Source organism: [Flexibacter] sp. ATCC 35103, assembly GCF_001975985.1.
In the GTDB taxonomy this organism is placed as follows: domain Bacteria; phylum Bacteroidota; class Bacteroidia; order Flavobacteriales; family Flavobacteriaceae; genus Flavobacterium.
Genome location: NZ_MTQF01000004.1, coordinates 647,064 through 670,158 on the forward strand (window position 1 = coordinate 647,064; position 23,095 = coordinate 670,158).

Annotated in this window: 15 protein-coding genes; 5 read left to right on the plus strand and 10 right to left on the minus strand. The window is 34.7% G+C overall.

Annotated features, from left to right (window positions below):
- Positions 1-45: 45 nt before the first annotated feature.
- The 8 genes from BXU01_RS10820 to BXU01_RS10855 form a co-directional block, all read right to left on the minus strand.
- A complete protein-coding gene (locus BXU01_RS10820) occupies positions 46-1,119 on the minus strand; it encodes an outer membrane beta-barrel protein (RefSeq protein WP_083693218.1) in 1,074 nt (357 codons plus the stop codon).
- A 527-nt stretch (positions 1,120-1,646) separates the two neighbouring features.
- Complete coding sequence (locus BXU01_RS10825) at positions 1,647-2,612, minus strand: glycoside hydrolase family 5 protein (protein WP_083693219.1); 966 nt, start codon at positions 2,610-2,612, stop codon at positions 1,647-1,649.
- Between the two features lie 11 nt (positions 2,613-2,623).
- Complete coding sequence (locus BXU01_RS10830) at positions 2,624-3,862, minus strand: glycoside hydrolase family 27 protein (RefSeq protein ID WP_083693220.1); 1,239 nt, start codon at positions 3,860-3,862, stop codon at positions 2,624-2,626.
- Between the two features lie 135 nt (positions 3,863-3,997).
- Entirely contained in the window at positions 3,998-4,981 is a 984-nt protein-coding gene (locus tag BXU01_RS10835) for a T9SS type A sorting domain-containing protein (RefSeq protein WP_123774015.1), read from the minus strand.
- A gap of 225 nt (positions 4,982-5,206) precedes the next feature.
- Positions 5,207-6,262: an IPT/TIG domain-containing protein gene (locus BXU01_RS10840; RefSeq protein WP_083693222.1), complete on the minus strand. Its 1,056-nt coding sequence runs from the start codon at positions 6,260-6,262 to the stop codon at positions 5,207-5,209.
- Between the two features lie 17 nt (positions 6,263-6,279).
- Positions 6,280-7,878, minus strand: a complete 1,599-nt coding sequence (locus BXU01_RS10845; protein WP_083693223.1) for a RagB/SusD family nutrient uptake outer membrane protein — start codon at positions 7,876-7,878, stop codon at positions 6,280-6,282.
- Between the two features lie 11 nt (positions 7,879-7,889).
- Positions 7,890-11,087 (minus strand): TonB-dependent receptor, encoded by a 3,198-nt coding sequence (locus BXU01_RS10850; RefSeq protein WP_083693224.1) that lies wholly within the window; start codon positions 11,085-11,087, stop codon positions 7,890-7,892.
- Between the two features lie 313 nt (positions 11,088-11,400).
- The gene (locus tag BXU01_RS10855) at positions 11,401-12,279 is read right to left on the minus strand and encodes an AraC family transcriptional regulator (RefSeq protein ID WP_055095604.1); all 879 of its coding nucleotides are present in this window, start codon (positions 12,277-12,279) and stop codon (positions 11,401-11,403) included.
- A 303-nt stretch (positions 12,280-12,582) separates the two neighbouring features.
- Here BXU01_RS10855 and BXU01_RS10860 point away from each other — a divergent pair, with 303 nt between their 5' ends.
- The 5 genes from BXU01_RS10860 (at position 12,583) to BXU01_RS10880 (ending at position 19,248) form a co-directional block, all read left to right on the plus strand.
- A complete protein-coding gene (locus tag BXU01_RS10860) occupies positions 12,583-13,725 on the plus strand; it encodes a glycoside hydrolase family 26 protein (protein WP_083693225.1) in 1,143 nt (380 codons plus the stop codon).
- Between the two features lie 179 nt (positions 13,726-13,904).
- A complete protein-coding gene (locus BXU01_RS10865; RefSeq protein WP_083693226.1) occupies positions 13,905-15,296 on the plus strand; it encodes an MFS transporter in 1,392 nt (463 codons plus the stop codon).
- Between the two features lie 28 nt (positions 15,297-15,324).
- Positions 15,325-16,515, plus strand: a complete 1,191-nt coding sequence (locus tag BXU01_RS10870; protein ID WP_083693227.1) for a glycosidase — start codon at positions 15,325-15,327, stop codon at positions 16,513-16,515.
- 6 nt (positions 16,516-16,521) lie between these two features.
- The gene (locus BXU01_RS10875; RefSeq protein WP_083693228.1) at positions 16,522-17,712 is read left to right on the plus strand and encodes an AGE family epimerase/isomerase; all 1,191 of its coding nucleotides are present in this window, start codon (positions 16,522-16,524) and stop codon (positions 17,710-17,712) included.
- A gap of 246 nt (positions 17,713-17,958) precedes the next feature.
- Positions 17,959-19,248: a cellulase family glycosylhydrolase gene (locus BXU01_RS10880; protein ID WP_083693229.1), complete on the plus strand. Its 1,290-nt coding sequence runs from the start codon at positions 17,959-17,961 to the stop codon at positions 19,246-19,248.
- Positions 19,249-19,392: 144 nt separating this feature from the next.
- Here BXU01_RS10880 and mgrA read toward each other — a convergent pair whose 3' ends face one another.
- Together mgrA and bglX are read right to left on the minus strand one after the other, a co-directional pair.
- Entirely contained in the window at positions 19,393-20,349 is a 957-nt protein-coding gene (mgrA, locus tag BXU01_RS10885; RefSeq protein ID WP_083693230.1) for an L-glyceraldehyde 3-phosphate reductase, read from the minus strand.
- A gap of 363 nt (positions 20,350-20,712) precedes the next feature.
- Positions 20,713-23,004, minus strand: a complete 2,292-nt coding sequence (bglX, locus tag BXU01_RS10890; RefSeq protein WP_083693231.1) for a beta-glucosidase BglX — start codon at positions 23,002-23,004, stop codon at positions 20,713-20,715.
- Positions 23,005-23,095: the final 91 nt, after the last annotated feature.

Here is a 23,095-nt window from a genome sequence, read left to right on the forward strand (position 1 = left end):
GTTTCGACAGCTCCAAAAAAAAAAAAAAAATATCAATCTTTATCTCTAGAAAGAGTATGTTGTAGCAATTAATCCGAAGAAAGATCCTCCTGTTGGAGCAGCATCTTTATCTAAAAAAATGTCTTCAGATGCAGCATCGTATCTTAGCTCAGGAATTATGGTTAGTTTTCCAACTTTATAATTCAAAGAAACTGTGTTAGCAAAAACATTTGATCCTGTCAATGTTCCTAAACTGGCAGCAGCATCTTTAGCGTCAAAATATTCCATTCTGTAAGCCAGACTCAAAGATGGCTTAAAAGCATAATTAGCATATCCTACTAATGCAAACCAATCTCCGTCTAACTCACTATCAAAATCGTTTTTGGTTTTAGCATATGTTGCATTAAATCCTAAAGAAAAAGCATCAGTTATTGTTTTAGATGCTACAAAATCAATTTGTGTTTTATTCTCATCAGATGCAGGATTACTGCTGCCTGATGTAAAATTTAAATAAGCACTTCCGGTATCACCAATGTATCCTAATTGCGCGATATACGTTTTTTGGCTAGAACCTGCATCCATAGCAGATTTAAAATCTGTGGGATTTGTAATCCCGGCCATCGCTGTAAACTTTCCTGAAGTATACACCGCTTTTACTCCAGTATTAAAAAATGGACCATAAGAGAAAGCGTAAGACATACTATAGTTCTTATTGCTTATTGCATCTAATACTTCATACCCTATATGTGTACCAAAACTACCTGCAACTACTTTAAATTCATCTGAAACCTGATAAGTAAAAAACAATTGTTTAATTAAAAATTTTGCGGTAATATCTTTATCTGTTGTTTCATTATATGAAAATTCCCCTGCTCTTTTTCCAAAACCTAAGTCTACAAAAACTGAAGCTTTTCCGAACGTATGCGCTGCCTGAATTGAGGCCATCCCTAATTCGAATGAATCTTGTGAGTTGGTAAAGCTCGTTAATCCATTCATTTGTTTTGAAAAATCATATTTATAATAAGCATCTGCTGATCCTCCCCAAGTGGTTGCTGGCGAAACTGATGCTTCAGTCTCATCTTGGGCAAAAGCAAAAGAACTTGTTAACATCGCGGCTAATACGTGTAATACTTTTTTCATGTGTTAATTGGTTTTTAGTTATTAATTGATTCTGGTTAGTTAATCTTTTATATATCTATTTAATAGTATAAGTCATTTCTAAAACCTCTTATTCGCCTCTAAAACATTCTCTTTTTCATTAGCGAATTTATTAACTTTTGCATGAGTAGAATAATTGAACTCTGTTTTTTTGATGTTTTCAGGAAAGAATTATGGATTACAAAAATTAACTTGGCAATAATCATGATTTGACATTTATACTTCTTTATTTTTGAAAATTCGACAACCGTTTTTAACGCCTAAACCCTTAAAATTAAAAACAAAATAAAAATTAACCTACTTTAAAACACGAAAATAGACACAAAAACAACTTTAAAATAAATGAACCCCCTTAAAAAATAGGGCAAAGTTAAAATTATATAAAAAATAATGTTTTGAAAAGCCATTTACTAAAAGTGAAACCATAACAGAAATTGCACGTAAAAATTCCTACAAAAAAAAAGTCTACTCAAATTGAGCAGACTTTTTAAATTTATTCAAAGTAAGGTTTACTTTTCCGTATTGTATTTTCTTAAAAACTCACGAACTTTAATTCCGGATTCTTTTAAATCTTTTTCTTTCCATTTTCCTTCTGAGTCAGCAAACTTTTTTAAAATAGAACAAGTTTCATCTTTATCAGAAACTGACCAGGTTATCCAGCTTATTTTTCGGGCTTCCATCCAATCTATATATTCCTGCCATGCTTTCATATTTAAAGGACCGTCACCGGAAGCCTCCATACCCGCAGATTCTGAAATAAATATTGGTAAACCTTTTTTTATTGCATCATCCGTTTTATCCCTCAATTCTTTGCCGTGTGTTGCCGCATAAAAATGCATTGTATACATTATATTGCTAAATCCTATAATTGGGTCGGCAGCAGGAAGATCAACATCCTGATCCCAATGTGGAGAACCAACCAGGATAATATTGCGTGAATCGTTTTCTCTAATGACTTTAATTACCTCTTCGGCATAAGCTTTAACTTCGGGCCAGGATTCATAATCAGGTTCGTTAAATATCTCATATATTATATTAGGATATTTTGCATACTTTTTAGAAACCTCATCAAAAAATACTTTAGCTTCTTTTAGATTAATATTATGACTGTGCCAATCGATAATTACATATATATCATTTTTTATGGCACCTTTTACAACTACTTCAATTTTCTCTTTTGAAAGTTGCGGTTCCTTTATATATGACATTTCACCTAATTCAATTCCCATAGCAGCACGAACTACATTGCAATTAAAATCTTTTTTTAGCCAACCTACTGCTTTTTCATTATAAAATCTTGGCCACATACTATGCCAGCCAAAACTTAGTCCGCGCAAAACAATTGGCTTATTATTCTTATCTACTAATTGCGTTCCGCGAACACTTAGCTGGCCATGATGTTTTACAAATTGTGCATTCGAAACAAAAAACACCAATAATAAGGTAAGGATTAAGAGCTTTGTTTTCGTTTTCATTAGTATCAGATTTAAGGTATTAATCGCAGTGTAATTACATCATGAGGAGCAATATCAGCAATAAAATTCTTTTTTGTATTTCCAGCTTCTTTATTTTTCCAAAGATCTTTTAACTTATAAATTGTTTTACTGAAATTAGCTTCATAACCAAAATCAGCATCTTTGATACTATGTTTTTTCCAATCGAAATTAATTTTTTTTGCCAATTCACTTCTGTTCAAAAAAGTCACGGCCCAATTACCATCTGCCAAAGGCTTTACCCAAATTTCAAGGCCATCTTCAGCAGAATATTTAAAACCCTGAATTCCTAATTTATCCTGATTAACAGCAATTAATTCCTTATTGGTTAAAATTGCAAGTGTCTCTTTTGACATTTTTCTGAAATCATTTCCGGCAACAAGCGGTGAAGCCATCATACACCACATTGCAAAATGCGACTTATCCTCGGTATCATTCATTTCGTTCCCTACCTCCATCATATCAAAATCATTCCAATGATCCGGACCGGAATATTTACGAATGTCTTTACGCATTTCTACGATCTTCATAAATCCCCAGGACGACCAGTTTCCTTCTTCGTGTTTGAATTCGCAGTCAAAGCAAGGATAGATATCTCCTGAAATCCTCCATAAATTACCAATTGGTTTTCCCCATTCCCATGGTTGATTATCTCCCCATTCACAAAGACTGAACACAATAGGTCTTCCGGCAGTTTTAAGTGCATTGCTCATTGTGATATAAGCTTCTTTAGCCGTAATTCCCTGTGTATTGCACCAATCGTATTTTAAGAAATCTATTCCCAGTTTAGCATAAAAACGGGCATCCTGATATTCGTAACCACGCGTTCCCGGATAACCTGCACAAGTTTGAGTTCCGGCACAATTGTATAAACCAAATTTCAATCCTTTGCTGTGAACATAATCTATTACTGCTTTCATTCCGCCGGGAAATTTAACCGGATCAGGAATCAAATCTCCATTTATATCACGTTCTCTGGTCATCCAGCCATCATCGAGTACAATATAATTATATCCTGCGGCAGCCATTCCGGATGATACCATAATATCAGCCGTTTCTTTTACTAATTTTTCATCAATACTTGTCCCAAAGGTATTCCAGGAATTCCAGCCCATTGGAGGCGTCATTGCCAAACCTTCAAATTTTCCTGCCAGTTGCGTGTGCGTATTTCCCTGACTGAAACCTAAACCTGATATGCTTAAAGCAAACAATAATACTACTGTTTTTTTCATTTTTATTTATTTTGATATTTTATTATATTCTATTGTTGTTTAATAGTTAGCTATAGAATTAACCGGAAATGATATAAAAAACTCCATCGCGATATTTCGAAATGGAGTTCTTATTTTAAAAAAAAAGAACCTTATTTAATTTACAACCAAATTTTGAGTCTTTACAATTCCATTTGGATACGTTACCTGTACAATATAAAGCCCTGCTGTTAAAGAAGCTCCAACTGTTGCTTTCAGCGGAAATGATGTTGACGCAGCTGATAAAGGAAAAGTAGCTTTTAAAACACCTGAACCATTATATACTTTGCAAATTGTACCCGTTCCTACTGAACTAATTGCCGGAGCATAAATTGTTATATATCCGTTACTATAAGGATTTGGAGCTATTGTTACATCATAATTTACTCCCGGCGTATTATTAGAACATCCGGTTAAGTTTAAAGAAACCGAATTGCCATATGATGTTGAAGTAACTGAATTTGACAAACAACCTGACGAAGAAGTTGTACTTGTTATATCATATAAAAAATAAGATTGTCCGTTAAGTGGCAGTTTTAATTCAAATACATTTTTAGAAGTTTGCGTAATTATAATACTGGCATCAGGAACTCTAGCCGAAATAGTAAAATTGGTATTAGGACTCGGATTTGGATTTGTGGCAACATTAAGTGTTATTATATGATATTGTGTCGTACAATAATCGTTTGTTTTTGTGACATAATAACTGGGTTGCACTGGAACATCTGGTGCAATAAATGTAAAAACACTTTGTGCAACCACATTACTGCCATCCAGAAATTGTACAGTAAGCGTCGTGCCGCCCGCAATAGAACCCGGATTTTTATATAACACTTTAGAAAGTGATAATACCGATGGATTTCCTGAAAATGTAACACTTGGATCACTGCAAATCCATTTTACTTCAGTGTAACTGATATTACCCGAAGGTGCCGAAACTGTATAAGTGGGACTTGAAGACAAACAATACGGATTTCCGCCTGTAATAACCTGAGCATTTGTTATAAAACTGATTAATATTAAAATAAAACTTAATATCGAAAGTCTATTTTGTTTTAAAATTTTAAAAGTGTAAACACTTGAAGAGTCATTTTTTTTCATGATTTTTTTGTTTTTTATGGTTGTTAGTAATAAAATAAATTTAACCAGAAAATTAAACAATAAATGATATTATTTCTTCAAATAGCAGTATTATAAAATCACACAACAAATTGATTATCAATTAAAAAGAATCAAAAAAAAAAAAAAAAAAAAACCAAATTCTAAAAAAGTATTCCCTAATTGAGTAGATTAGGGAATACTTAAAACAAAACTCAAAATAATATACTATTTCAAAACAAATCCCATATCATCCATCAGGATTGTGTTACCTCCAAAACCTCCGGATTCCTGCAATGTTAACTGATCAAAAGTGGTTGGATTTCCTATCTCAGAGAAAGGGATTTCAATGGTAGTCCAGTTTGTAGCCAGAGATTTCTTGATTTGGTAAGCCCATCCGCCAAAAACAAATGTTATACTTGCATTAGTATTAGCTGAAATACTTTTTACCTTAACTCTAAAAGCTTTATACTTAGAAACATCTCTTGAATTAAATTTCATATCTGCGCCATTCCATCCGCCAAAAACAAATTTAATTGATGATTCTCCTTGTACTTTATCCACTTTATAACCCGTATCAAAAGAGTCTGCAGTCTGCCACATCCAGTGACCTGCATCTCCTTGCATTACATCATCATAAAGTGCAGAACCAATAGCTTCTGCAGAAACTGCAGTACCTGAAATATTAGTAACTGACACATATTTATCAGTCGCATTGGCTGGCATTTTAAATTTAATTTCAGTTAAAGTAGAAGATACAACCGGTACATTTTCTGTCCCTACTTTTACAATAGGATTCAGGAAATAATCACCATTAAGAGTAACCATATCACCTTCTTGAGCGTTTATAGAATTAAACCAATTAAATGTTGGTGCCGGAGGTGCAACGGTTAAATTAAAAACAGCTGTTCCGCTTCCTGTCACTACTTTTAACTGATTTGCTGCATTAGCATAAGGCGTTTTTTCATCAACCAATATAACAATATCTGTATCTGTTACAAAAGTGGGTCTGAAATACGTCTCAAAATCATTAAAATATACCTTTTGTGTAGATAATAATCCTTTTCCGTGTATGATATAGTAGTTTTTTGGATCTACTAAAGTAACCGGAGTTGACGGTAAAAGATTTCCGGCAGTATCATAACCTGAACGTGATATAGATTCTATAACCGGTGCACCTGTATAAACTGAAGCACTATCATCATTCGAGCACGAACTAAAAAACATTAAAGATAACATCCATGTCATACATGCTGTTAACGAAACAATTTTTATATTTTTCATATTTTTATTTTTAAAAATTATTTAAAAGTATACGGTGCTACTTCTGTTAATTTTGGATTTTTAATCAAATCATCTGCCGGGTAAGGCAATAAAAGGTTGCTTGCAGAAATCGAAATGTGTTTTTCTGTAACCTTATCCCCTCTGTTTTGCGCTTCTAAAATTGCTTTTGCTTTAGCGAAAGGCAAACGTCCTAAGTCAAAATAATAATCTCCTTCACAGGCAAGTTCTGCACGTCTTTCTTTGAAAATATCATCAAATGAAATCGATGCTTTAACAGGAAGTCCGGCTCTTAAGCGAACTGCATTAAATGATTTTAATGCCATAGCATCTGTAGTACTGCCTGATTGTCCGCCCAAAATAGCTTCGGCGTGAATTAATAATAGTTCCGCATAACGCATCATATAACTATTCATACTGCTTTCGCCGTTAAACGGAGGATTAAATGGACCTGTAATTGGTAAATTCTCTTTTCCGATTACGTATTTTTTCAATCCCGCCCCTGAACTTTGAGCTTCATTTTCTATCGCAAATGTATAACCTAAAATTAGCGGGGAATCAACAGCAAGTGTTTGAGCATAAGTTAAATTAGGATAAAAATCACCCGGCAGCATAAAAGTTTCTTTTCTTCTTTTATCACCATCTTCAAAAACATTATGAATCAAATCCTGAGATGGTGCTATTTGTCCTGAATAAGTAGTTTCTACCAATCTGTTTTCAGGAGCGAACAAAGTATTAGAGAAGTTACCTTCAAAATAAGTTCCGGCACCTGTCCATTGCCATGAAAATATAGACTCTTCATTATTATTGTTTTTCTGCAAAAATAAATCGGCAAAAGATTTTGTAGGCAATTCTTCTCCACCCAACAATTTAAACTCTCCACTATTAATTACTTCCTGAGCCATTTGTCTCGCCAGATCGTATTTCTTTTGGTACAAATAAACTTTTGCTAAAAAAGCTTTTGCAGATCCGCTTGACACATGCGCATTCGATGCATAATCTGAACCTCTGTTTTTTGTTCTTAAATTCGCTATCGCAAATTTTAAATCATTCTCTATAAATTTGTAAACATCTTCAGTAGGATTACTTGGGATCACAAAATTTTTAGAATAGTCAGCATTGTTTTCTATAATTGGCACATTTCCCCATAATCTTACTAAGAAGAAATACGAAAAAGCTCTTATAAAATGTGACTCTCCCAATGCATTATTCAAGGCTTCCTTGCTCACATTAGGTCCCACACTTTGAGGCAAATTACTGATATAGGCATTAGAATTTGCAATTGCCCCAAAACAAGATCTCCAGGCATCAGAAATAAAAGCCTGAGAATTGGTAAAACTTAAATCTGTGAACTTACCAAAATCATTGTACTGGCTTGCATACATATTACCTGAAATTACATCTGTAATACCATAAAATGCCGATTTATTCATGTTGAACCAAACGATACCATACAATCCGTTACTGGCATTATCAAGTTTTGAATCTGAATCGTAATAATTACCTATTGTAGGGGTTCCCTCTGCCGGCACATCAAGAAAATCCTGAGAACAAGACGATGAGATCAACAATATCAACGCCATAGCAATAGCACTGTTTATTTTTAGTATATTTTTCATATTAATTCGTATTAAAATTCAACATTAAAACCAAAAGTTATTTGTCTTGGCGTTGGGTAACGTCCGTTATCCACACCTGATAACAATGCATCCTGGTTATAAGAACCTACTTCTGGATCATATCCTTTATATTTTGTAAACGTAAATAAGTTTTGCCCGGAAGCATACAGCCTCAATCTTGATAATTTTAATTTCGAAATCATATCAGAAGGCAGAGAATACCCCAGAGTTACGTTCTGAACTCTTAAATACGATCCGTTTTCTATAAAGCGGGTTGATACTGCATTGTTTATATTATCATAAGTTGATGGTCTTGGAAGAGAAGCATCTAAATTAGAAGCGGAATAAAAATCTGCTGCTTCTGTTAAATAATTCGTCCCCATATTGCTATTCATTGTACCTGAAGCACGAGTTAAATTCATTAACTTATTTCCGGCAGTTCCCTGAACAAAAACAGATAAATCGACATTTTTATATTTAAAGTTGTTGGTAAATCCATAAGTAAATTTAGGATTAGGATTTCCTATGTTAACCATATCTTTTAAGTCAATAACACCATCGTTATTTTGATCTTTATAGATAACATCTCCTTTTTGAAAACTAGGCAATAATGAGTTAGTTCCGTTTTTCAAAACTACTTTAGCTCCGGTTCCGTCTGTATGTCCGTAAGTTGTCAAATCATCATCTGTTCTGTAAATCCCTAAAGCTTCGTAACCTATAAATGACCCTATTGGCAAACCTTCCTGAGTTCTTGAAACTGTTACTGTATTATAAGCAAGCGTACCCATTGTTCTAACAATATTTAAACCTGCCATATTAGTCACTTTATTTTCATATTTGGTAAAGTTTAAATTCGCATTCCATGAAAAATTTTCCGTGAATTTCTCCGTATAACCCAGCGTAATCTCAATACCTTTATTTTCCATGCTGCCAAGATTAAAGTACGGAGGATTTACACCACCTTCATAATCTCCACCACCAGAAAGAAAATTTGGCAAAGGAACCTGATACAAGAAGTTTTTAGAAACTTTTTTATACAAATCTACAGATGCAGTAAGCTTAGATTTAAACAATGCAAAATCTAATCCTAAGTTCGTTTGATCCTGAGTTTCCCATTTCAAATCTTTATTAGGTGTATTTGATGGCAAATAAGAAGTTCCCATTGAACTGTTAATCAAGTGCAAATTCGCATCATATAAGTTATTACCAATTTGATTATTTCCGGTTTGTCCCCAGCCAAATCTAAGTTTTATTCCATCAACATATTTTTTAGTCCCTTCCATAAAAGCCTCATTTGAAAGTTTCCATGAACCGCCAACAGAACTAAAAACGCCCCATTTACTGCCAACAAAAAATTTAGAAGATCCATCCGTTCTTACTGCAGCAGAAATTCCGTATTTGTCTCCATAATCATAAACTACCCTTCCTAAATAAGATGCTAAAGTCTGAGTTCCTGAATATACACCACTTGTTACCGCTTTAGGCAAATCAGATGCCGCCAGAGATTTATCATTATTATCTTTATAACCTTCTCCTGTTATCGTATATCCTTCCCAGTGCGCTCTGTTAGATTCCTGCACCGCTAAAACTGTAAAGTTGTGTTTGCCAATAGTGTTTCTATAAGTAAGCATGTTTTTTAAGTTCCATGAATTACCACTAGACGGACTGTAATATAAATTAGCAAAACTTTTTACCGCATTACCCAATGAATACATGGGATCAAATCGCTGTCCTAAATTATCATAGATATAACCACCAGCTTCAAAACGATATTCTAAACCTTTAAATAAATCAACCTGAGTATAAAAATTCCCCGAATAGTTTTTTCTTACCAGCGTATTAGAACCTAATAATGATGTTGCTACAGGATTAACAAATGATGTTGCTCCTCCGGCTGGCGGACCTGCAAAAGCACCTGATAATTCTCTCACAGCTACATCCGGAGTTGCTAATAACGAAGTTGCTACAACTCCGTTAAACTGTCCGTTTAAAGTTAATTTTTCGTCTGTAATTGCACCGCTTACATTAATACCAACCTTAATAAAACTATTTACTTTGGCATCAACATTGGTTCTGAAATTATATCTTTTAAATCCGGATTCGATTACAATACCTTCCTGATTTAATACTCCTCCTGATATATAATAATTTATTCCGTCCTTACCACCTGAAAAAGACAACTGGTTCGAGGTCATTATACCTGTTTGATAAATAGCATCCTGCCAATCTGTTCCTTGTCCTAAAACTTCAGGATGAGCAAATTCCGGACGTTTAGCCGTAGGGTCATAAACCTCAGCAAGTGCATTTTGATGAATTGCATATTGCTGCAGATTCATAGAATGTAATTTCTTAGGAAGATTGCTGATTGAATATGAATTTTCGAATGATAATTTTCCTGTACCTTTTTTACCGGATTTCGTAGTTACAATTACTACTCCGTTAGCTCCGCGTGAACCATAAATAGCCGTTGCAGAAGCATCTTTTAAAATATCGATAGACTCAATATCATTAGGATTGATAAGTGCTAAAGGACTTAATGTAATATTTCCTGAATTAGAAAAATTAGAATTTCCGGATGCATTTCTACCAGATGTAGACGAGTTACGTGCATCTCCGGATATTGGTACACCATCAATTACATACAATGGTTCATTAGTTCCTGTTAGAGACGAAACCCCTCTAATTTTTACAGACACATTACTTCCCGGCTCACCTGAATTGCTGCTCACAACAACTCCCGCAGCTTTACCCTGCATCATCTGGTCGAAAGAAACTACTTTTAAATTTTCAATATCCTTAGAACTAATACTCGAAATAGCACTATTTATATCTTTCCTCTTTTGAGTTCCGTAACCTATTACGACTACATCTTTTAAATCTTCGGCATTTGTTTTTAAAACGACATTAATAGTTTTATTTGTTCCTACAGCTATCCTTTGCGTATTAAAACCAATAAAAGAAAATACTAAAGTAGAATTTGCAGGAACATCAATAGTGTATTTACCATCAAAATCTGTTGAAACGGTTGTTTTTAGTCCTACAACCGAAATATTTGCGCCAGGAATAGACAATCCTTTTTCATCAGATACAATTCCCGATACTTTTACCTGAGCCGTAATAAAATTACTGGTCAGCAACAAAAATAAAATCAAAGGAACTGCTCTGTGGTTAGCATTCCAATGAATGAAGTTAGTCATTAGTTTTTTCATAATAAATGTTTGGTTAGTTTAAATTTGTTTGATAATTCAAGTCCTAAAAAAAGATGGTATTTATTTTCTTAAATTATTTAACAAATCTATAACACAAGAAAACATTAAATCGATAGTATTATATCATTTAATGATAATATTTTTACTATAACGTTTTAAAAAAACATATATGAAAAAAAAATCAGTCAAAAATTACATTATTCACAATACACACCTATTAAATCACCAGGAATTATAAATAAAAATTAACGAATAAGCGAAAAAGCAAACGATTTCGTTAAAAATAATATTTGTTTGTGCAAAAAAAGTATCACTACAAAATACGCTTTAATCCAGAAAAATCTTCTCTATATTGACTGGGAGTACAATTTTTAATAGCCTTAAAACTACGATTGAAGTTTGCGATATTATTAAAGCCGGATTTAAAAGCAACTTCAGAAACGCTCATATCTTTTTCTACCAGCCAACGCGCAGCATATCCAATCCTGATATCATTTATATAATTGACAAAAGTTTTACCTGTACGTTTTTTTATAAAACGATTAAAAGAAATAATTGACATACTTGCAACATTTGCAACATCCTCAAGGGTAATTTTATCAGCAAAATGCTTTTGCACATATTCATAAACCAACTTCATTTTATCATAGTCATCAAACGTATCATAATCTACTGTATAAGTAGAAAGCAAACGTTGATTTCTGGAATTCGCAAGATCATATAATAAAGAAGTGATTTCTAAAAAATAGTCCATACCGTCTAATTTAGAAAGCTTTACTAAACGCGGAGTCAATTCTTCTGCCACTTTTTTAGAAAATAAAATGCCGTGAATCGAGCGGTTGAACATATCACGAATTGGGTTCATAATACGTCTTGACAATAAAGATTCATGAAATAAATCATTATGAAACTGAATCGTTATTTCATGTATTTTTTTACTGGTACATTTACTTAATTCCCAACCGTGATATAAATTAGGACCAATCAAAACCAATTCGACATTGTCAATTTCTTCAATATTATCACCAACAACACGCTTCACTCCTTTTCCGTTTAAAATAAAATTGATTTCAAATTCCGGATGATAATGCACCGGAAAATCAAAGCTGTCTTTCACCCTGTCAAAAACTAAAAAACTGTCTCCGGCTGAAAGCGGAGCGATTTCTCTGTAAAAGTTTTTAGTATTACTCATCTTTAAAAGCTATTTTAGGAAGTACTATTTGAATTTTTATTTGCAATAATATGATATATAATTGATAAAATAATATTAATTAGACGATAAACATCCGATTATCTTTGAAAAATAGAATTATCATTTTTACAAAAACAATAATCATAATAAACATTAATCATTTTTAATGCAATATATTTTTATAGTTTTGATAATTTTAGTCTAAAAAGAGTAGCAAATTTTCGTTACAGAAATTGATTCCTTTTTAAAGACTTTTATATTTACAAATTTGCAGTTACTGCACTGAACAACAAGTATATCATAATGAAAAAAAACATCCTGACGCTAATAGTCACCATACTTATAGGAACTTCTTGTTCAGCTAAACCTATTACCACTAATACTAATTTGTCACTTTCAGATAAAAAAGCAACACCCGAAACGGTTTCCTTGTATAAAAACCTAATCCAATTAACCCAAAAAGGATATCTTTTTGGACATCAGGACGATCTTGCTTATGGTGTAAATTGGAAATACGAAAACGGACGCAGCGATGTAAAAGATGTGGTTGGTGATTATCCTGCAGTTTACGGTTGGGACATTGCCGGCCTCGAGAGAAATGATGCTAATAATATTGATGGTATTCCTTTTATTAAAATGAAACAATATATCGAAGAAGCACATGAAAGAGGCGGAATTTCGACAATAAGCATGCATTTTGACAATCCGGCAACAGGAAAAAGTGCCTGGGATAATTCTCCAAATTCATTAAAAACGATTCTGCCTGGCGGAGAAAATCATAAAAAATTTACTATTTGGCTAGATAAAGCAGCGGATTTCTTTATCTCCTTAAAAGATAAAAAAGGAAAAAACATTCCTATTCTTTTCAGACCATATCACGAACTTACCGGCGGCTGGTTTTGGTGGGGAAAAGGAAATTGTACACCCGAAGAATTTAAAACACTGTGGAAATTTACTTTCGAATATCTACAAAATAAAGGCGTTCATAATTTAATTTATATTTACAATACCAGTAGTTTTAATTCTGCAGAAGATTTTCTCGCAAATTATCCAGGTGACGAATATGCTGATATTTTGAGTTTTGATTCCTATCAGAATAATGATGACAAAAACGGTGAAAAATTTATTGCCGAAGTTCAAAATCAGCTTAAAACCTTAAACGAAATTGGCACAAAACAACATAAATTAATTGCGATAGCCGAAGCTGGTTATGAAGCAATTCCGGACCCAAAATGGTGGACAGGAACTTTGTCTAAAGCAATTGGTGATTATAAAATTTCTTATGTTTTATTATGGAGAAACCACGGGTGGCAGGAAAAAGAACAAAAAATGCATTACTATGCCCCATATTCCGGCCAGATAAGTGAGAAAGATTTTGTTGACTTTTATAATCTGGACAAAACGCTATTCGAAAAAGACATTAAAAAATTGAGAATTAAAAATTAAAAATCTGCGAGATCTGCGTGCAAAAAATTCAACACACAGAAACATAGATTTTAAGAAATTGCATTCAAAATAAAATCCGTTTTTATCCGCGTTTTTACGAAGTAAATCCGTTTTATCCGCGTCAAAAAACACACACAGAAACATTAAAATAATTAACCAAACAAAACTACAAAAGCCTAATGCACGACAAAATCAGTTTAAAAGAAAAAATAGGTTACGGTCTTGGAGATGCTGCATCATCCATGTTCTGGAAAATTTTCAGCATGTATCTTTTATTTTTCTACACCGATGTTTTCGGACTGGCGCCTGCCGTTGTAGGAACCATGTTTTTGATTACCAGAATCTGGGATTCTTGTTTTGATCCGATTGTGGGAATAATTGCCGACAGAACAAAGAGCAAATGGGGAAAATTCAGACCTTACCTTTTATGGGTTGCTGTGCCTTTTGCCGTTATCGGAGTTTTGACTTTTTATACGCCTGATTTTGACGAAAAAGGAAAAATAATTTATGCCTATATTACCTATTCAGCAATGATGATGATTTATTCGTTAATCAATGTGCCTTATGCGTCACTTTTGGGCGTAATGTCTTCTGACCGAAAAGAAAGAACAACATTATCCTCTTATAGAATGGTTTTTGCCTTTGGAGGAAGCTTATTGGCACTTTGGCTAATTGAACCTTTAGTAAATTATTTTGGAGGAAGTTTAAATTCTAAATCAGGCTGGCTGGCTACAATTTCAGTTTTCGGAATTATAACAACTGCTTTTTTCTGGGGTTGTTTTTTCTTTACAAAAGAAAGAGTAAAACCAATTTCTGACGAACAAACAAATCTAAAAGAAGATTTAAAAGATTTATTAAAAAATAAACCGTGGTGGATTTTACTAGGCGCCGGAATTGGTGCATTGGTTTTCAATTCTATTCGTGACGGAGCAGCTGTTTATTATTTTAAATATTATGTAAGCAGCAGCATAAACTTTGATTTTTCGCTTTTTGGAACAGATTTTCACATGACACCAACCTCTATTTATTTGGTTTTAGGACAAGCTGCTAATATCATTGGCGTTATTGCCGCCACACCAATTGCAAACAGAATTGGTAAAAAGAAAACCTTTTTTGGCGCCATGGCATTAGCCGCGATTTTGAGTTTGATTTTCTATTTATTCGGCAAGGAAGATATTTTCCTAATCATGACATTTCAGGTTTTAATCAGTATTTGTGCCGGTTGCATCTTTCCATTAATCTGGTCGATGTATGCCGATAGTGCAGATTACTCAGAGTGGAAACAAGGTCGAAGAGCAACAGGATTGGTTTTCTCTGCTTCGTCAATGTCCCAAAAGTTTGGCTGGACCATTGGTGGTGCCGGAACCGGATGGCTTTTAGGCTATTATGGTTTCCAGGCAAATGTCGAACAAACTGCAATAACTCAAAACGGAATTCAATTAATGCTAAGCATACTTCCTGCCATTGCAGCAATAATATCAGTTCTTTTTATCCTGTTTTATCCGTTATCCGAAGAAAAACTTCAGGTAATCGAACAGGATTTAAACGAAAAACGAGACCAGACCAATTAAAAAAATACAGATACAGAAACCTATTAATATGACAACAATAGCCACTTCAACTACATTTCAGGATAGAAAAGTAGCATTAGAAAAAGAACATAAAGTACTGATCGAGCAAAAAAATGCTCCACAGGATCACGCCGGAAACGGTATATACGAACGCTACAAAAATCCGGTTGTTACAGCAGCACATGTACCATTGAACTGGCGTTTTGACCTTAACGAAAAAACAAATCCATTTTTACAGGAACGCATTGGGATGAACGCCGCTTTTAATGCAGGCGCCATGAAATGGAACGGAAAATATTTATTGGCTGTTCGTGTTGAAGGCATAGACAGAAAATCTTTTTTTGCTATTGCCGAAAGTCCAAATGGAGTAGATAATTTTAGGTTTTGGGAGAAACCATGTGTGATTCCGCAAACTGAAGAACCGGACACCAATGTTTATGATATGCGTTTGATCAATCATGAAGACGGCTGGGTTTATGGTATTTTTTGTACCGAAAGAAAAGATCCAAAAGCACCAAAAGGAGATACAAGTTCCGCAATTGCTAATGCTGGAATTGTTCGTTCGAAAGATTTAATAAACTGGGAAAGATTACCGGATTTAATCTCAAATACCGGACAACAGCGTAATGTAGTCTTGCATCCTGAATTTGTAAACGGAAAATACGCATTATATACACGTCCTCAAGATGGATTTATTGATGTTGGCGCTGGTGGCGGAATTGGTTTAGGATATGTTGACGACATGACAAATCCGGTTGTAAAAGAGGAAAAAATCATCTTCGGAAAACAATATCACACCATTTACGAACTTAAAAACGGTCTTGGTCCTGCTCCTATCAAAACCGAAAAAGGCTGGTTGCATCTCGCACACGGCGTTCGAAATACTGCTGCAGGATTACGTTATACACTTTATATGTTCATGACAGATTTGCACGATATTTCGAAAGTGACACACGTTCCCGCCGGGCATTTTATGGGACCTGAAGGAATTGAGAGAGTTGGTGATGTCTCGAATGTTCTATTCTCAAACGGATGGATCGAAGATACTGACGGAACTGTTTATGTTTATTACGCATCATCTGATACGAGAATGCATGTGGCTGTTTCATCAGTAGAAAAGCTGGTTGATTATGTTACAAATGCTCCGGCAGATACTTTTATTTCGGCAGGATCTGTAAAAACCATCATCAGTCAAATCGAAAAAAATAATACAATTTAATTTATCGTGCCAATACAACTCAAGCAACTTAAAACGGAATTATCAGCTGAACTTGACTCTATTTTAAAATATTGGTCGAAAAATACGTTAGACAATAAAAATGGTGGTTTTATTGGTCAAATTGATTACAACGATCATATTATTGCCAATACCGAAAAAGGTGCTGTACTAAACGCCAGGATTTTATGGAGTTTTTCGGCAAGTTATAAAGTAACCAAAAACGAAAGCCATAAAAAGATAGCCAAACGCGCTTTTGAGTTTCTTTCGGAATATTTTTATGATGATGAATTTGGCGGTTTGCTCTGGAGTATTAACGCTGATAAAACACTAAAAGATACCAAAAATCAGATTTATGCTTTAGCTTTTGCGATTTACGGATTATCTGAATATTATGCCATTTCTAAAGAGGACAAAGCTTTAGAAATAGCCATTAATTTATATTTAAAAATTCAGGAACACAGCTATGATCCTGAGCACAAAGGTTATTTTGAAGCTCTAACGCGCGATTGGCAACCTATTGATGATTTGCGTTTGAGCGATAAAGATGCCAACGAAAAAAAAACTATGAATACACATTTGCATATTGTTGAAGCGTATGCGAATTTGTATAAAGTCTGGAAAGATAAAAAGCTGCAAAGTGATATCATTGAAATATTAAAGACAATAGAAAAACATTTTATTAATACAGAAACAGGACATTTACGATTATTTTTTAATGAAAAATGGATCGAAAAACCAGATGTTATTTCGTATGGTCATGATATCGAAGCGGCCTGGCTTTTGCTGCAATGTGCCCAAATATCTGAAGATGAAACATTGATTGCGAATTATACCAAACACGCCATTCAAATGGCCGAAGTTACAAAAGAAGGTCTTGATTCTGATGGCGGTTTATGGTACGAATTCAATCCGGAAAAGAATGAATTAGTAAGCGAAAAACATTGGTGGGTTCAGGCCGAAGCTTTAATTGGTTTTTATAACGCCTATCAATTAACTAATGATGAAACATATTTAAACATCGTTTACAAAAACTGGGATTTTATAAAAAAATACATTCTGGACAAAGAAAACGGTGAATGGTTCTGGGGAATCAACCGTGACTATTCTTTGATCGAAAAAGACAAAGCCGGTTTCTGGAAATGTCCGTATCATAATAGTCGCGCTTGTTTGGAACTTATTGAGCGTATTAAAGTATAAATTGATAGTCAACGCTTTTTATGTCATCCCGAGGAACGAGGGATCCCACTAGAAACTCCGAAATCAAAATCGCCAATCTTTGTAGAATCCCTTGTGTGATTTCTCCTTCGTCGAAATGACAAGATTATGACAAACTAAAAAACGAAAATCCCTAGCCCTGATAGAAGTGGAAATCCTTTTGTTTTTTTCTTTAAAAAAATAAAAGATTGAAACGGATAGCAGGAAATAGCTCCAAAAAAAATAACCATGAAAAATAAATTTCTAAAAACTCTTGTATTCGGTATAATGCTTTCTGCAATTGCTTGTCAGGCGCAGGAAAGAATTACTGTAAAGGGAACGCAATTTTATAAAGGTGATAAACCGTACGCCTATATTGGTACGAATTATTGGTACGGAAGTTTATTGGCTTCTAAAAAAGTGGGTGACCGAAAAAGACTGCTTCGCGAACTGGATTTGATGCAGAAAAACGGAATCGACAATCTGAGAATTCTAGTTGGTGCCGATGGTGGAAAATATGATTTTACCGTTCGTCCGGCCTTGCAATATGAACAGGGAAAATATGATGATGATTTGCTTGACGGATTGGATTTTTTGATCAGTGAAATGAGCAAACGCAAAATGTATGCAGTTTTGTATTTGACGAATAACTGGGAATGGTCGGGCGGAATGTCGCAATATTTAGAGTGGAATGGCAAAGGTGCAATTCCGGTTCCGAATATTGCTCCGAATACCTGGCCGCAATTTATGGCGTATACAGAGCAATTTCATAGTTGTGAACCTTGTATGAAGGCTTTAGAAGATCATGTTAAATTTATTATTGGAAGAACCAATAAATACTCTAAAAAGAAATATACCGAAGATAATACGATTATGGCGTGGCAAGTGGGCAACGAACCAAGACTTTTTACGGTAGAAAATGAAACAAAATTTACGAATTGGCTGAATAATATTGTAGACCTAATCGATAGTCTGGATAAAAATCATTTGGTTTCTACGGGTTCTGAAGGAAAAAATAGCTCAAACGACAGTATGGAAATTTTTGAACGAACACACAAAAATCCTCACATTGATTATTTGACCATGCACATTTGGCCAAAAAACTGGAACTGGTTCAAAGCTGACAATGCCGAAAAAACGATACCAACAACACTCGAAAATGCCGGAAAATATATTGATGATCATATTAAAGTGGCCAATAATTTGAAACGTCCTATTATTATTGAAGAATTTGGTTTACCTAGAGAAAATGAAAACTTAACTGCCGGAACTTCTGTAGCAAACAGAGATATTTTTTACAACTATATTTTTAGCAGAATTGCCGAAAGCGTTAAAAATAATGGCCCGTTACAAGCCGCTAATTTCTGGGGATTTGGCGGAGAAGGAAAAGCAGTAACCAAAGACGGAAAATGGAATCCGGGAGATCCCTTAACAACTGATCCTCCACAAGAACCACAAGGATTAAATTCTGTTTTTTCGAGTGACAAATCGACTTTGGATATTGTGAAGAAATACAATTTACAATTGAAAAATAGATAAAGTACACCTTTTTACATTTCAAACCCGACAGTCCCGAAGCCTAGGATAAAAACCTGTCGGGTTTATTGTTTCGTATAAACGACAGAGACGCACTGCTGTGCGCCTCTACGACATTCATATGTTATTTATATTTACAAAATACATTTATTCCAATATCTTTTCAATCGCATTCAATTCATCCTGTGTAAATTCAAGACTTTGTAAACAATCAATATTATTATTTAACTGTCGTACAGAACTTGCCCCAATTAAAACCGATGTAATACGTTTGTCTTTTTGCAGCCATGCCAATGCCATTTGTGCCAAAGATTGATTACGGTTTTGTGCAATTTCGTTTAATTGAACTAATTTATTAATGCGTTCCTCCGTAACCTCATCTTCCTTCAAATGCCCGTTTGGGTTATGTGCCCTTGAGTTCTCCGGAATTCCATTTAGGTATTTATCCGTTAAAAGTCCTTGTGCCAAAGGCGAAAAGGCAATACACCCTATTCCTTTTTCTTCCAGAACATCTAACAAACCGTTTTCTACCCAACGTTCCAGCATCGAATATTTTGCCTGATGAATCAAACATGGTGTTCCTAATTGCTTCAAAACATCAACTGCAACACGAGTTTCTTCAGCCGAATAATTACTGATTCCAACATATAAAGCTTTTCCGCTTCTTACGGCATAATCAAGCGCCATCATTGTTTCTTCAATTGGAGTTTCAGGATCAGGACGATGTGAATAAAAAATATCTACATAATCAACTTTCATTCTTTTCAAACTCTGATCTAAACTCGACAATAAATATTTTCTGGATCCCCAATCTCCGTAAGGCCCGTCCCACATTGTATAACCAGCTTTGGTCGAAATGATAATTTCGTCACGAAGATTTCCCTGAAAATTATGCCACAGAATCTTACCAAAATTGGTTTCTGCTGAACCAGGAACCGGTCCGTAATTATTTGCCAGATCATAATGCGTAATTCCTTTATCAAAAGCCTCTACAGCAATACTTTCGGCGTTTTCAAAATTATCTACTGATCCGAAGTTATGCCATAGTCCCAGAGAAATTTCAGGTAATAATAACCCGCTTTTTCCACATCTGTTATATTTCATTATTGTAATTTAATGGTTAAAATTTTTAATAGGTTTTAAAGGTAGAAAAAAAAGTAAGTAAATATAAAGTTGAGTATATTAATCTCGCAAAGACGCGAAGTCGCAAAGTTTTTTTGAATTATGAGATTGAATAGCGTCCAGCTTTAGCTGGATGGAAATATAAACACAAATAAAAGGGCTTTAGCCAAACTTTACGAGTTTGGCTAAAGCCCTTTTCTATTAAAATCTTATTCCCCTAGTTAAAACTAGGGCTATGCAAAAAAAATGCCACGAATTCACGAATTTTTAATCAATTCATTCGTGAATTCGTGGCGAAAAAACTTTGCGTCTCTGCGCCTTTGCGAGATTAAAATATTAAGCTTGCTATTCTTTTATTTCAAAACCACTTTCCAAACCTTTATCAGAACTTCCTCCAACCATGATTTTAAAAGTTCCCGGTTCAACTAAATAATTTCCATCATTGTCATAAAAACCTAATTCTTTATTCGTTAAAGTAAAAGTCACCGTTTTCGTTTCTCCTTTTTTCAAATTCACTAGTTCAAAACCTTTCAATTCTTTTATTGGTCGAACTATACTGGCGTATTCATCATGAATATATAACTGAACAACTTCTTTTCCGTCATAATTTCCAGAGTTTGTAACGGCAACGCTAACCTCAACTTTTTCACCTTTTGCGAAAGCCGATTTATTTAATTTTAAATCTTTATAATCGAATTTGGTGTAACTCAACCCAAAACCAAACGAATATTGAGGTGTTTTCTCCACATCCATATAATGAGACCAAAACACATTTTTATCACTATCTACAGGTCTTCCTGTACTGTATTTATTATAATAAATAGGTACCTGTCCCACATTTCTCGGGAACGACATTGGCAATTTTCCACTTGGATTATAATCGCCATATAATACTTGCGCAACCGCATTTCCGGTTTGCGTTCCTAATTGCCACGCTTCAACAATTGCAGGAATATGTTCAGCTGCCCACGGAATACTCAACGGACGACCATTGTTTAAAACCAAAACTATATTTGGATTCACCTTGTAAACTTCCTCCAAGAATTCTTGTTGCAAGCCTGGCAAATTCAAATCAGTTCTGCTTCTGCCCTCGCCGCTTTGAAAACCATACTCGCCTAAAACCATTACCACAACATCAGCATTTTTTGCGGCTTTTTTTGCAGCTTCAAATCCGCTTTTATCGGTTGTATTAAAAATAGTTTCCGTTAAAAAAGTCGCCTTTTGCGAAAGCAAATCAACACCTTTTTCAAAAACCAATTGATTGTCTTTATATTGCTGCATTCCTTCTAAAACCGAAACCGCTGTATTGTCATCTGCAGCAATTCTCCAGCTTCCAAGTGGACTATTTTTATCATTTGCCAAAGCGCCAATCAAGGCAATTTTCTGTCCTGATTTCTTTAGCGGAAGCAAATTCTTTTCATTTTTCAACAAAACAATAGATTTCTTCGCCATATCCAGAACTCCGTCATTATTGGCTTTACTTCCCACAACTGCTTTTTCTCGTTTCTCATCACAATATCTGTACGGATCATCAAACAAACCCAATTCAAATTTCACACGCAAAATTCTACGAACCGCATCATCAACCAAAGCTTCTTTTACTTTTCCTTCTTTCACTAAACCCACTAATTTTGCTACGTATAAATACGATTCCATGTCCATATCAGAACCTGCAATTACAGCTTTTACCGTTGCATCGGCTTCATCTTTTGCATAACCGTGCGCAATCATTTCACGAATCGAAGCGTAATCCGAAATTACAAAACCGTCAAACTTCCATTTTCCTTTCAGAATATCTCTTTGCAGGAAAACATTTCCCGTTGCCGGAACCCCATTCAACGTATTAAACGAATTCATAAACGTACGAACTCCAGCTTCAACCGTCGCTTCAAAAGGTGGCAAAACCGAATTATACAATTTAGAATTACTAATATCTACAATATTATATTCTAATCCAGCCTCAACATAACCGTACGCCGCAAAGTGTTTCGCACAGGCCACAATCGTATTTACTTTAGCCAAATCAGCAATTGTTTCTCCCTGAAAACCATGAACTCTTGCAATCGCAATTTTACTACCCAAATACGGATCTTCACCCGCGCCCTCCATCACACGTCCCCAACGCGCATCATTTGCAACATCTACATTTGGGCCAAAAGTCCAGTTAATTCCAGATGCCGAAGCTTCATCAGCCGCAATTGCCGCTGACTTTTTAATCGCTTCCAAATCCCAACTCGCCGCTTCTGCCAACGGAATCGGGCTCAACGTTTTATAACCATGAATAACATCAAAACCTATAATCAGCGGAATCCTCAATCTCGTTTCTTCAACCGCAATTTTCTGCACGGCACGAACTTCTTTCACACCACGAACCGTCAGCATCGAACCCACCCAGCCTTTACGCAAATGTTCGTATTTCAATTCGGCCGTTCCGCCTTTTGGAGCTGGCCCCGTAACATCCCAAAACCCGTTATATTGATTCATTTGCCCCACCTTTTCCTCCAAAGTCATCAAAGGCAAAAGCAAATCGATACGTTGTTCAATAGTTTTATTTTTATCCAGATAAGGCTTTTTTTGTGCATTCATATTTCCAACAGTAAACAGGGCAAAAACCCCAATTGTTATTATTTTTTTCATGGTTTTATAATAGTCAGATAGTTAATCTTTTGGGCGTGTCCCGCCAAAAAAGGCGGGTCGGGCTATCCGTTTCAAGTCCTCGCACTTCCTT

What these genes read in the sequence shown, in the direction of transcription:
- BXU01_RS10865 (WP_083693226.1), top strand. Translation starts at nt 13,905, where the DNA reads ATGCACGACAAAATCAGTTTAAAAGAAAAAATAGGTTACGGTCTTGGA.
- BXU01_RS10825 (WP_083693219.1), bottom strand. Translation starts at nt 2,612, where the DNA reads ATGAAAACGAAAACAAAGCTCTTAATCCTTACCTTATTATTGGTGTTT.
- BXU01_RS10855 (WP_055095604.1), bottom strand. Translation starts at nt 12,279, where the DNA reads ATGAGTAATACTAAAAACTTTTACAGAGAAATCGCTCCGCTTTCAGCC.
- BXU01_RS10840 (WP_083693222.1), bottom strand. Translation starts at nt 6,262, where the DNA reads ATGAAAAATATAAAAATTGTTTCGTTAACAGCATGTATGACATGGATG.
- BXU01_RS10880 (WP_083693229.1), top strand. Translation starts at nt 17,959, where the DNA reads ATGAAAAATAAATTTCTAAAAACTCTTGTATTCGGTATAATGCTTTCT.
- BXU01_RS10870 (WP_083693227.1), top strand. Translation starts at nt 15,325, where the DNA reads ATGACAACAATAGCCACTTCAACTACATTTCAGGATAGAAAAGTAGCA.
- BXU01_RS10835 (WP_123774015.1), bottom strand. Translation starts at nt 4,981, where the DNA reads ATGAAAAAAAATGACTCTTCAAGTGTTTACACTTTTAAAATTTTAAAA.
- BXU01_RS10850 (WP_083693224.1), bottom strand. Translation starts at nt 11,087, where the DNA reads ATGAAAAAACTAATGACTAACTTCATTCATTGGAATGCTAACCACAGA.
- BXU01_RS10860 (WP_083693225.1), top strand. Translation starts at nt 12,583, where the DNA reads ATGAAAAAAAACATCCTGACGCTAATAGTCACCATACTTATAGGAACT.
- mgrA (WP_083693230.1), bottom strand. Translation starts at nt 20,349, where the DNA reads ATGAAATATAACAGATGTGGAAAAAGCGGGTTATTATTACCTGAAATT.
- BXU01_RS10830 (WP_083693220.1), bottom strand. Translation starts at nt 3,862, where the DNA reads ATGAAAAAAACAGTAGTATTATTGTTTGCTTTAAGCATATCAGGTTTA.
- bglX (WP_083693231.1), bottom strand. Translation starts at nt 23,004, where the DNA reads ATGAAAAAAATAATAACAATTGGGGTTTTTGCCCTGTTTACTGTTGGA.
- BXU01_RS10820 (WP_083693218.1), bottom strand. Translation starts at nt 1,119, where the DNA reads ATGAAAAAAGTATTACACGTATTAGCCGCGATGTTAACAAGTTCTTTT.
- BXU01_RS10845 (WP_083693223.1), bottom strand. Translation starts at nt 7,878, where the DNA reads ATGAAAAATATACTAAAAATAAACAGTGCTATTGCTATGGCGTTGATA.